Here is a 12109-nt window from a genome sequence, read left to right as displayed (position 1 = left end):
CCGATTTCGCCCCCATTTGGGCATAAAGCAGGGCTGCCGCCCAGCAAAAAATATTTGATAGTGCGACAGACCCTTTTGATTTAGGCCAAACTCAGTCGGCGGGAGCGCCAAAACCGTGCTGATCCCAGTAATCTTTCATTTTCCGGGCATAGTTCAGGGAAAGCTGAATCAGGTACTTGTCTGCGGAGGTGAGCATGTGGTCTTTGGAGAAGATGATGTACCATTCCCAGCTTGGAATCTGATCCGGATAAAACCAGACGGAGCTGTTGTCCTTCTGCACATAGGACTGGGGCATAATGGTGCAGCAGAGCCCGTTGCTGACCAGACGGTACAGCACGTTGTTCATGTGGGTCTCGTAGCGGATCTTTGGGAGATATCCGGCCTCCTCAAACAGCGGGTCGATGATGCTTCGCATGGTGGAGCCGGAGAACATGAAGGCAAAGGGATCATTCTTAAAGTGCTTCAGATCCATCGTGTTTAAGGGCTTTCCTGTGGGAGCCGCGTACTGGGCCATGGGATGTTTGCGGGGAATGCCAAGGACCAGCCGCTCTGTGCACAGGTGCACGCAGTCAAAGTAGCGGGAGGAGGGCTTGTTCTTTACCATGACAAAGGCCAGATCCAGACGGTCAGTCTGGACGTTATTTTCCATTTCCTTTACGGTCTGTTCGGTCAGAGTGATGGTTACGTTCGGAAAAGCATGGCTGAAATCTTTCGCGATGCTGATGAAGAGATCGGCACCGTGCTCATAGGGAAGGCCGTAGGAGATGGTGCCGCGGGGATTCTCAGACAGGTCGTTGATCTGGCTGACGCAGTTTTGCGCCATCTTTAAAATACGTCTTGCGTTTTCGATATAGATGAGTCCGGCGTGGGTCGGGCGCATTTCTTTTTTGGAGCGGTGGAAAAGGGGCGTGCCAAGCTCTGTCTCAAGCTTGATGAGCTGCTGGTTTAAGCCGGACTGGGAGATAAAGAGCCGGTCGGCTGCTTTGGTGACACTGCCGGTTTCCGCAATCGCGACAATGTATTCCAGAATTTTGAAGTTCATAAAAAATTCCTTTCCGAAGTTGTCTGTAATTGTTACAAAGTGTAATATTTTCAGACAAGATGCACAAAAATTCTCAAATGTATTTTCATAAGATGAACAAAAAAGAAGTAAAACTTCTAAACTAAATAAATATTAACTGTTTTACTTATTTTACTGCTTGTGATAAATTAATGTCAAGTAAGAAAACAGCAGTTTTAACACTACTAAGGAGGGGAAAAAATGGTAGCTTTAAAATGGCTCGACAAGAATTTTGAAATTTGCTGTATGTCTGTGTTACTGGCAATTATGACAGTCCTTTCATTCACAAACGTTGTAATGCGTTACTGCTTCAACAACGCATTAAGCTGGTCTGATGAGGTCTGCTGTTACTGCCTGGCAATCAGCGCGTTTCTTTCCTTGCCGGCAACAATCCGAAACAGATCCATGATCCGTGTGGACACTTTTACCATCATGCTCAGCAAACCGGTACAGAAAATCATCACCATCGTGTGTACCGTAATTGTGGGCGCGTTCACCGCACTTCTGGTAAAAGGCGGACTTGATCTGATCACTGTTACCGCAAAGACCGGACAGCGCAGCCCGGCATTACAGATTCCGGTAGCAAACTTCTACTGGATCATGACCATCTGCTTTGTACTGGCAGTACTCAGAGCAGTTCAGGTAGTATTTCTTGATGTGACTGGAAAGGAGAAAGAACAATGACAATCGGATTATTCTTTATTCTTCTTGCAATTTTCCTGGTAATCAGCCTTCCGGTCGGTGCCGTATTCGGACTGATGGCAATCCTTCCGGGCATGATGGGAACACTGAATTACGGTGCGATCGACGTAGCCAGAGCAATGTTCTCCGGTATGAACAGCTTCACCCTGTTAGCAGTACCGCTGTTCATGGTATCCGGTATGATCATGGCAGAGGGCGGTATCTCCAAACAGCTCTTTGAGTTCTTCGGATACTTCATCGGCAACAAGACCGCAGGTTTCCCGTGCGCAGTGGTTGTAACCTGTATGTTCTACGCAGCAATTTCCGGTTCCGCGCCGGCAACTGTTTCCGCAGTAGGTTCCATGACCATTCCGTTTCTGGTAAATATGGGATACGATGTGGTATTCTCCGCAGCAATCGTTACCGTAGCCGGAGCGCTGGGTGTTATCATCCCACCGTCCATTTCCTACATTGTATATTCCGCAGCGGCAAACGCTTCACCGTCTGCCCTGTTCATCGCAGGTATCATTCCTGGATGTCTGATCGGTTTCTTCCTGATGGCATATTGCTGGTATTACTGCAAGAAGAACGGTGAGGACAAAGAGAAACTGCAGGAGAACTACAACAAGATCCGTGAAAAGGGCTTCCTGAAGTTATTTAAGGAAAGCTTCTTCGCTCTGATGACTCCGGTTATCATCCTTGGCTGTATCTACTCCGGTATCTGCTCTCCGACCGAGGCAGCTGTTATCTCCGTTATCTACGGATTCCTGGTATGTATTTTCGTTTACAAGAGCATCAAGATCCGTGAGATCCCGAAGATCTTCCTGGCAGGTTCCAAGACCTATGTCAATATCCTGTTCGTAATCGCGGCAGCATCCGCATTTGCAAGAACCATGACCCTGTTAAAGTACCCGCAGTCCATTTCCAAGATGGTACTGTCCGTAACAGATAACAAGATCCTGATCCTTCTGTTAATGAACCTGATCATGATCGTCTGCGGTATGATCATTGATAACATCCCGAACATCATGATCCTGACCCCGATCATGCTCCCAATTGCAAATGCGCTGGGCATTAATCCGGTTCACCTTGGTATCTTCATGACCTGTAACCTGGCAATGGGTATGGTTACCCCGCCTATGGGCATCAACCTGTTCGTTGCTTCCGGCATGACCAAGATCCCGTTACTGAACCTTGCAAAGGCAACGGTTCCGTTCCTGATCGCGTTCCTGGTATGCCTGGCACTCATTGTATTTATTCCGGGACTGAGCTTATGGCTTCCATCTATCCTGGGCTAATACGAAACAAAAAGGGAAAGTAAAATATTTTACACATAAAAAGGAGAAGACTATTATGAAGAAAGCGTTATCTATGTTACTCGCAGGAACCATGGCAATGAGCCTGGTAGCATGTTCCTCTGGAAATTCCAGCTCTTCCAGCACTGCAGATACCACCGCAGCAGCTGCAGCAGAGGACACCAAGGCTGAGGGTGGCGACACCGCAGCAGCAGGCGATTCCGAGGATTACGGCGATTACAACTGGAACCTGGCTATGACCGTATCCGAGACCACCACTAATTACAAGATGGTTGAGTACTTCGCAAACCTGGTAAAAGAGAAATCTAACGGCAGCATCAACATCGAGCTGTATCCGGGCGGCCAGCTGGCAAACACCACGGAGCAGGATGAGGCCTGTGTATCCGGTTCCATCGAGATGGTTACCGGTATGACCGCTGACCTGACTGACTTCGTAAACGAGATGGCTCTGTTCGATATGCCGAACGTATTCGATAATATCGACCATATGAGAAACTTCCTGGAGAGCGACTACGCAAAGAACCAGATCAACGAGTACTGCGAGGCATCCGGCATTCATATGCTTGCTTTCTCTGATGCAGGTTTCCGTGAGCTGACCACCAACGTTCCGACCAAATCTGTTGCAGATCTGGCTGGCCAGAAGATTCGTGTTATGACCAACAAGTACCACATCGCATACTGGAACGCAATCGGCGCATCCGCAGTTCCGATGCAGTTCAACGAGCTATTCATGGGACTTCAGCAGGGTACCGTTGACGGTCAGGAGAACCCGTACATGAACATCGTAGGCAACAACCTGCAGGAGGTTCAGAAATATGTTGTTGAGACCAACCACGTAGGTCACATTATCGTATTCTTCATGAACAACGATCTGTACCAGAGCCTTCCGGACAACACCAAAGCACTGATCGACGAGTGCGCAGCTGAGGCAGCTGAGTACGCTAAGGGCGTTGCAAGTGAGTCCATCGAGCAGGATAAGAAGACTGTTGAGGATGCAGGCTGCGAGATCGTACAGTTCAGCGATGATGATCTGGCTGTTTTAAGAGACAAAGCACAGGTTGTATACGACATGGTTAAGGAAGACCTTGGCGATGACGTTGTTCAGGGATTCCTGGATGCAGTAGATGCAGCAAGAAAGTAGGACAGACATTTCAATCATCAGACTTAAGCGGAGAGGCAGAAATGCCTCTCCCTTTTAGAAACAGCAGGTTTTAAGAAAACAAGAAATTAGGAAAAGCGTTGGAGGATAAAAAATGGATTTTTTGATCAAGAATGGAACAATTTATGATCCGGCACAGCATAAGGCCTGGAAGGGTGACATCGCCCTGGTGGAGGGAAAAATTGCTGCGCCTGAGGAGGGCCATCAGTACCGCCAGGTCATTGACGCGGAGGGCTGTATTGTTACCAGCGGCCTGATCGACTATCATGTACACTACATGCGGGGGGCTTCCGAGGGCGGTGTGCAGGCAGATGTTGTTTCCTTCTGTAGCGGTATTACGACTGTGGTGGACGGCGGAACTGCCGGAACCGGAATGTACGAGCACATTTACCGCACCATCGTAGCCAACTCCCAGGTGCGTTTCCTGAATCTGCTGCTGGCAGCGTCCGGTGGACAGTCCAACAACCAGTATCCGGAAAACCTCGATCCGGCGCTGATGGACGAGAAAAAGATCGTGGAATTCTTCAAAAAGTATCCGGACAACCTGGTGGGACTGAAAACCAGAATTTCCCACGGCATCATTGAAGCAGATAAAGTGGAGGCTTCCATTCGCCGCACCGTGGAGATCGCGGAGAAAGCAGGAACAAGAGTGGTTGTTCACGTAACGGACTGCCCGGTTGACCTGGACCAGCTGGCATCCTGGCTGCGCCCGGGCGATGTGATCTGCCATATCTATCAGGGCAAGGATCACACCTGCATCGGAGAAGACGGCAAGGTGCTTGCAGGCCTGTTAGAGGCAAGAAAGCGCGGCGTTCTCTTTGACGCCTGCAACGGAAGAAGCAACTTCGACCTGGAAGTATGCCAGGCATCCATCAGACAGGGCTTTGTGCCAGATGTGATCAGCAGTGATATCAATTCTTCCAGCTGCTTTATTCAGCCGTTACATTCCCTGCCGCGTATTTTATCCAAGTTTGTGGACTTCGGCATGGACTGGAAGGATGTACTGGACTGTGCGACAAAGAAACCGGCAGAGCTTATTGGCATGCCGGAGCTGGCGTCCATGGCAGAGGGAACCACGGCAGATATTGTGATCTTAAAACACAAAGAAAAAGAAATGCAGTATACAGACCTTGCAGAGCACACCTTCACCGGACATCAGGTATTTGTTCCGCAGATGACCTTCAAGGATGGTGAGTGCGTTTACTGCCAGGCAGATTTCGCGTAAAAAAAGAAAAGGAGCCGGAACAGCATGAAGTATTCAGATTATCAGGTTATCGTGGAAAAGGAATATGAGAAGAACCGGAAAAATATTTTTACCTGCTATTTTTTCATTCTGCTCTCTGTCATTCTGTTTGCGGTATTTTTCTTAAGTGTGCGGGAACTGCCGGTGGCCGGTGCCGCATTTCTTCTGGATTTCGCGGCAGCGGTTTACGCGATCCGGGCTTTTAAGGGCCTTCACCCGTACTGGGAGATGCAGCATGCGTTAAAAGCGAAGGCAGATCCGACAGAGATGAACGTGGGCTGCTTTACCGCGGCTGTGGAATTTGCCGGGAAAAAGGGCCTTCCTGAGTTTCACGGCAGAGCCCCGGAAATCTTTTCAGAAACACTGGAGGTTTTAAGAAAGAGCAGCAAAGTTTCCAGAGCAGATCTGGAGCGGCTGGAGACTGTGTTAAAAAAGGCTGGAGTGCGCTGAAGACCGGGAAACTTTAACTTGCGGACGCTCCCTGTATATGGTATAATCAACGCGAAAATGTGCTGTTGCAGCCAATCGGGTCAGATTTGAAAAAGGCGGCAGCGGAAAACAACAATACAGGAGGCAGACATTATGAAACACGTAAAGACTTTAAACAATAAAACTCTGAAGGAGTCCATGAAGAAGGGCGGATGCGGCGAGTGCCAGACTTCCTGTCAGTCTGCATGCAAGACTTCCTGCACCGTTGGCAACCAGAGCTGCGAAAACGCAAACAGATAATTATAACTTTATTTTCTGTAAAACTGGAATAGTTACACGGTAAAAAAGATGGCAGAGGTAGATGAAGGTTCCGGAAAACGGAACTTTTATCTACGTCTGCCTATGTGTGTGTTAGGGACTAGATTAGATTAAGGAGATTTTGAGTGATTCATCAGTATAAGAATAACGGATATAATATCGTCATGGACATTGCCAGCGGCTCTGTGCATGTGGTAGACGATGTAGTGTATGACGCGGTTGCAATGTTAGAGCCGGTCATCGGAGAGGTGATGTCTCCGGTGCAGATTCCGGAGACCGCAAGAAAGAACGCGGAGGCAGAGCTCTCCAGAACTTACCCGGCAGAGGATGTAAAAGAGGCACTGGACGAGGTTCAGGAGCTGATTAACGCAGAGGAGCTGTACACCAAGGACATTTACCAGACCTATGTGACAGACTTTAAAAAGAGAAAGACCGTAGTCAAGGCGCTGTGCCTGCACATCGCGCATGACTGTAACCTGGGCTGCAAATACTGTTTCGCAGAGGAAGGCGAGTACCATGGCCGTCGTGCCCTTATGAGCTTTGAGGTTGGTAAGAAGGCACTGGATTTCCTGATAGCCAATTCCGGAAACCGTCACAATCTGGAGGTTGACTTCTTCGGCGGCGAGCCGCTCATGAACTGGGAAGTGGTAAAGCAGCTGGTGGAGTACGGCCGTTCTTTGGAGGAGCCGAACAACAAGCGTTTCCGCTTTACCATCACCACCAACGGCGTGTTGTTAAACGACGAGATCATGGATTTCTGCAACCGTGAGATGAGCAATGTCGTTATGAGCCTGGACGGCCGTAAGGAAGTAAACGACTACATGCGTCCTACCAGAAACGGCCACGGCAGCAGCTATGAGATTACCGTTCCGAAATTCCAGAAGTTCGCGAAGAGTCGTGCCGGCAAGGACTATTATGTCCGCGGCACCTTTACCCGCAACAACCTGGATTTCTCTGAGGATGTGAAGCATTTCGCGGATCTCGGCTTTGACCAGATGTCCATTGAGCCGGTAGTCGGCGCGGAGGATGAGCCGTACGCCATCCAGAAAGAAGATCTTCCAAAGATCATGGAGGAGTACGACAAGCTGGCCGTTGAGTACATCAAACGCAAAAAAGAGGGAAGAGGCTTCAACTTCTTCCATTTCATGATTGATTTAAACCAGGGGCCGTGCGTGGCGAAACGTCTTTCCGGCTGTGGTTCAGGCACTGAGTACCTGGCAGTTACCCCGTGGGGAGATTTTTATCCGTGCCACCAGTTCGTAGGTCAGGAAGAGTTCCTGATGGGCAATGTAGACACCGGCATCACCCGGACCGATATCCGGGATGAGTTCAAGCTCTGTAATGTCTACGCAAAAGAAAAGTGCAGAGACTGCTTCGCGAGATTCTACTGCAGCGGCGGCTGCGCAGCCAATTCCTACAACTTCCACGGAACCATTACCGATGCTTATGAGATCGGATGCGAGATGCAGAAAAAGCGTATCGAGTGTGCGATCATGATTAAGGCGGCTCTTGCCGACGAAGAATAAAAAGGAGAAAAAAGATGAAGAACAGCAAAGTAAAAGGTCTTCTCGGCCTGCTGGTCCTGCTGTTCGCAGTAGGACTGTTCGGATTCTTCGGCTATGATACCATGGATGACATCAAGCTGGGTCTTGACCTGGCTGGCGGTGTCAGCATCACGTATCAGGCAGTCGATGAGAATCCGACATCGGAGGAAATGTCCGATACCATTTACAAGCTGCAGCAGCGTGTACAGAACTACAGTACCGAGGCTGTCGTGTACCAGGAGGGAAGCGACCGGATCAACATTGATATCCCGGGTGTTTCCGACGCGAACGCAATCCTGGAAGAGCTCGGTAAGCCGGGTTCCCTGATCTTTACCGATGAGACCGGTAAGACCATCTTAACCGGTGACCAGGTGGCTTCCGCAAAGGCGGGAATCATTGAGCAGAATGGTCAGAAATCCTATGTGGTAAGCCTGACCTTCACCGAGGAAGGAACCAAGGCATTCGCTGACGCGACTTCCGCAAACGTAGGCAAGCGCATTGCGATTATCTACGATAACCAGATCTACTCCAACCCGGTAGTCCGTGAGGCCATTACCGGAGGCCAGTGCCAGATCGACGGCATGACCGACTACACCGAGGCTGAGAACCTGGCATCTACCATCCGCATCGGTTCCCTGTCCTTAGAGCTGCAGGAGCTGCGTTCCAACGTAGTCGGAGCACAGCTTGGTCAACAGGCTATTTCCACCAGCTTAAAGGCAGGTGCCATCGGTTTTGCCATCGTAGCCGTATTCATGATGGTGGTTTACTTAATCCCGGGTGTGGCAGCTTCCATTGCCCTGGCTCTGTATGTCGGCCTGGTACTCATCATGCTGACTGCATTTGATGTTACCCTGACCCTTCCGGGCGTGGCTGGTATCATCCTTTCCGTTGGTATGGCAGTGGATGCGAATGTTATCATCTTCACCCGTATCAAGGAGGAGATTGGTCTTGGACACAGCGTAAAATCCGCGATCAAGGCTGGTTTCTCCAAGGCACTGTCCGCAATTCTGGATGGCAACATCACCACCCTGATTGCAGCAGCAGTCCTGTACTTCCGCGGTTCCGGTACGGTTAAGGGCTTCGCAAGCACCCTGGCTATCGGTATCGTGCTTTCCATGTTCACAGCGCTGTTCATCACCAAAGGCGCTCTGTATGCCCTGTATGCAGTGGGCTTTGAGGATCCGAAGTTCTACGGAACCAAGAAGGACGGCAAGATCATCAACTTCCTTGGCAAGAAGAACATCTGCTTCATCCTTTCTATCGTTATCATCGTGGCAGGCTGGGCAGGCATGGCTCTGCACAAGGGCCAGACCGGCTACGTCTTAAACTACGGTATGGACTTCACCGGTGGTACTTCCACCAACGTCACCTTCAACGAGGATATGAGCCTGGATGACATCTCCGCAAAGGTTGTTCCGGTTGTCTCCAAGATTACCGGCGACGCAGATGTTCAGACCCAGAAGGTTGCAGGTACCAACGAGGTTATCATCAAGACCAAGACTCTGGATGTGGAGCAGAGACAGCAGTTAGAGGATGCCATGGTTGAGAACTTTGGCGTTGACGCTGAGAAGATCACCGCAGAGAGCATTTCCGGCGCAGTCAGCACCGAGATGAAGAAGGATGCGGTATGGGCTGTAACCATCGCAACCGTCCTGATGCTTCTGTACATCTGGTTCCGGTTTAAAGACATCCGCTTTGCAGCCAGCGCAATCCTTGCTCTGGTACATGATGTTCTGGTAGTTATCACGTTCTACTCCCTGGCGAAGTGGTCCGTTGGTTCTACCTTCATCGCATGTATGCTGACCATTGTCGGTTACTCCATCAATGCGACCATCGTTATCTTCGACCGTATCCGTGAGAACCTGGCCCTGAAGAAGGCAGGCAGCAAGCAGACGCTCGAGGAGATCGTAAACTTAAGTATCACCCAGACTTTTACCAGAAGTATCAATACTTCCCTGACTACCTTCATCATGGTATTTGTTCTGTTCCTTCTGGGCGTATCCTCCATCCGTGAGTTCGCCCTGCCGCTTATGGTTGGTATCGTCTGCGGAACCTATTCTTCCGTATGCATAACCGGTGCTCTCTGGTATGTCCTGACTACCAGAAAACAGAAAAAGGCTGAGAAATAATTATGAGATATAAACTGATCACAACGGACGGACGGGCCAAGCGCGCTGAGGTTGAGACCGTGCACGGCACTATCCAGACTCCGGTTTTCATGAATGTAGGCACGGTGGCCGCCATTAAGGGCGCGGTTTCCACCGATGACCTGCGCCAGATCGGCACTCAGGTGGAGCTGTCCAACACCTACCACCTGCATGTGCGGACCGGCGACAAGCTGATTAAGCAGTTTGGCGGACTTCACAAGTTCATGAACTGGGACAAGCCGATCTTAACCGATTCCGGCGGCTTCCAGGTATTCTCTCTTTCCGGACTCAGAAAAATTAAGGAAGAGGGCGTAACCTTCCGTTCCCATATTGACGGACACAAGATCTTCATGGGACCGGAGGAGAGCATGCAGATCCAGTCTAACCTGGCTTCTACCATTGCCATGGCCTTCGATGAGTGCCCGCCGAGCCATGCGGAGCTTTCTTACATCCAGCACTCCGTAGACCGCACCACGCGGTGGCTGGAGCGCTGTAAGAAGGAGATGGCAAGATTAAACTCCCTGCCGGATACCATCAACAAAGAACAGCTTCTGTTCGGTATCAACCAGGGCGGCGTGGTGGATTCCATCCGGATTCAGCACGCAAAGACCATTGCGGACATGGATTTAGATGGCTATGCGGTAGGAGGCCTTGCCGTAGGCGAGACTCATGAGGAGATGTATCACATCCTCGACGTGACCGTTCCGCATCTTCCGCAGAACAAGCCGACTTACTTGATGGGCGTTGGAACTCCGGCAAACATCCTGGAAGCGGTGGACCGCGGTGTAGACTTCTTTGACTGTGTATACCCGTCCAGAAACGGACGTCACAGCCATGTATACACGAACCACGGCAAGCTCAATCTGTTAAACCAGAAGTACGAGCTTGACCCGCGTCCGATTGAGGAAGGCTGCCAGTGCCCGGCATGCCGTTCCTATTCCAGAGCATACATCCGCCACCTGTTCAAGGCAAAGGAAATGCTGGGAATGCGTCTGTGTGTCTTGCATAATCTGTATTTTTATAATAAAATGATGGAAGAGATCCGCGACGCGATCGAACAGCACCGGTACGCAGAGTACAAGGCTCAGAAGCTTGCCGGTATGGAGCAAGGCCCACAGGAATAGTTTCATACATTCAGGGGTAAAACAAAAACGAATCAGGCTGGCCAGAGCGAGGCGCAGGTACAGCCGCAAGGAGGACAACATGTTATTAGCAACTTCAACCATGAACCCAACCGTTATGATTGTGTTATACGTGGTAATCTTTGGTGGTATCTTCTACTTCATGGGCTACCGTCCGCAGAAGAAGGAGAAAAAGAGAGTAGACGAGATGATGGCAAGCCTTGCTATCGGAGACAGTGTACTGACCAGCAGCGGTTTCTACGGCGTGATCATCGACATGACCGATGATACCGTAATCGTAGAGTTCGGCAGCAACAAGAACTGCCGCATCCCGATGCAGAAGGCAGCAATCGTACAGGTTGAGAAGTCGGAGGCATAAAATTAACAGCAAAAATGGGAGACTTCCGAATTGGAAGCCTCCCATTTTTCATTGTTTTATGCGGAAAGATTAACCAAAGTATCTCTTTAACAGGCCCTCAAATGCCTTGCCGTGTCTTGCTTCGTCTCTTGCCATCTCATGAACGGTGTCATGGATTGCGTCCAGGTTCGCTGCTTTCGCGCGCTTTGCCAGGTCGAACTTGCCCTCGGTTGCGCCGTGCTCAGCGGCAACTCTCATCTCCAGGTTCTTCTTGGTGGAGTCGGTTACAACCTCACCTAACAGCTCTGCGAATTTTGCAGCGTGCTCAGCCTCTTCGTAAGCTGCCTTCTCCCAGTAAAGGCCGATCTCCGGATAGCCCTCTCTGTGAGCTACACGAGCCATAGCCAGGTACATACCAACCTCAGAGCACTCGCCCTCGAAGTTTGCTCTTAAGTCTGCTAAAATATCTTCGCTGACGCCCTGTGCAACGCCTACTACGTGCTCTGCAGCCCAGGTCATTTCGCCAGCCTGCTCTTTGAATTTGGATGCCGGTGCCTTACATACCGGGCAGAATTCCGGTGCAGCGTCTCCCTCGTAAACATAACCACATACAGTACAAACCCATTTCTTCATAACTCGTTTCTCCTTTACATGTGAACTATAGTTTTATTGGTGTTGGCGGGCTGCCGGCACTGACCTGCCTGCAGTCTGACCAGTGATGCTCTGAGTAATA

General features: G+C 50.2%; 12 protein-coding genes. 10 read left to right on the top strand and 2 right to left on the bottom strand.

The annotated features are described in order from the left end of the window. Positions 1-91 precede the first annotated feature (91 nt). Positions 92-1042, bottom strand: coding sequence for a LysR family transcriptional regulator (locus WMO41_RS14060; RefSeq protein WP_349230303.1), 951 nt, complete (start codon positions 1040-1042; stop codon positions 92-94). 219 nt (positions 1043-1261) lie between these two features. On the opposite strand from WMO41_RS14060, the gene WMO41_RS14055 reads away from it, so the two are divergent. The 10 genes from WMO41_RS14055 (at position 1262) to yajC (ending at position 11397) form a co-directional block, all read left to right on the top strand. Further along, complete coding sequence (locus WMO41_RS14055; RefSeq protein ID WP_349230302.1) at positions 1262-1744, top strand: TRAP transporter small permease; 483 nt, start codon at positions 1262-1264, stop codon at positions 1742-1744. Continuing rightward, on the top strand, positions 1741-3039 hold the full coding sequence (locus WMO41_RS14050) for a TRAP transporter large permease (protein ID WP_349230301.1): 1299 nt from the start codon (positions 1741-1743) through the stop codon (positions 3037-3039). The genes WMO41_RS14055 and WMO41_RS14050 overlap by 4 nt, the downstream gene beginning before the upstream one ends. A 55-nt stretch (positions 3040-3094) precedes the next feature. Then, the gene (locus WMO41_RS14045; RefSeq protein WP_349230300.1) at positions 3095-4198 is read left to right on the top strand and encodes a TRAP transporter substrate-binding protein; all 1104 of its coding nucleotides are present in this window, start codon (positions 3095-3097) and stop codon (positions 4196-4198) included. A gap of 112 nt (positions 4199-4310) precedes the next feature. Continuing rightward, a complete protein-coding gene (locus WMO41_RS14040; protein ID WP_349230299.1) occupies positions 4311-5441 on the top strand; it encodes a metallo-dependent hydrolase in 1131 nt (376 codons plus the stop codon). A 24-nt stretch (positions 5442-5465) separates the two neighbouring features. Then, positions 5466-5909 carry a hypothetical protein gene (locus WMO41_RS14035; RefSeq protein WP_349230298.1) on the top strand — a complete coding sequence of 148 codons (444 nt, stop codon included), beginning with the start codon at positions 5466-5468 and terminating at the stop codon, positions 5907-5909. Positions 5910-6041: 132 nt separating this feature from the next. Then, complete coding sequence (scfA, locus tag WMO41_RS14030) at positions 6042-6188, top strand: six-cysteine ranthipeptide SCIFF (protein WP_118531699.1); 147 nt, start codon at positions 6042-6044, stop codon at positions 6186-6188. A gap of 143 nt (positions 6189-6331) precedes the next feature. Further along, positions 6332-7732: a thioether cross-link-forming SCIFF peptide maturase gene (scfB, locus tag WMO41_RS14025; protein ID WP_177292787.1), complete on the top strand. Its 1401-nt coding sequence runs from the start codon at positions 6332-6334 to the stop codon at positions 7730-7732. A 14-nt stretch (positions 7733-7746) separates the two neighbouring features. After that, on the top strand, positions 7747-9879 hold the full coding sequence (gene secD / locus WMO41_RS14020; protein WP_349230297.1) for a protein translocase subunit SecD: 2133 nt from the start codon (positions 7747-7749) through the stop codon (positions 9877-9879). A gap of 2 nt (positions 9880-9881) precedes the next feature. Further along, complete coding sequence (gene tgt, locus WMO41_RS14015) at positions 9882-11021, top strand: tRNA guanosine(34) transglycosylase Tgt (protein ID WP_349230296.1); 1140 nt, start codon at positions 9882-9884, stop codon at positions 11019-11021. A gap of 79 nt (positions 11022-11100) precedes the next feature. Further along, positions 11101-11397 (top strand): preprotein translocase subunit YajC, encoded by a 297-nt coding sequence (yajC, locus tag WMO41_RS14010; RefSeq protein ID WP_494338472.1) that lies wholly within the window; start codon positions 11101-11103, stop codon positions 11395-11397. Between the two features lie 69 nt (positions 11398-11466). On the opposite strand, the gene WMO41_RS14005 is transcribed toward yajC, so the two are convergent. Beyond that, on the bottom strand, positions 11467-12009 hold the full coding sequence (locus WMO41_RS14005) for an NADH peroxidase (protein ID WP_118531709.1): 543 nt from the start codon (positions 12007-12009) through the stop codon (positions 11467-11469). Positions 12010-12109 lie beyond the last annotated feature (100 nt).

It is taken from the genome of Ventrimonas faecis (genome assembly GCF_040096075.1).
In the GTDB taxonomy this organism is placed as follows: Bacteria; Bacillota; Clostridia; order Lachnospirales; family Lachnospiraceae; genus Brotaphodocola; species Brotaphodocola faecis.
This window is presented reverse-complemented; position numbering and strand designations above follow the sequence as displayed.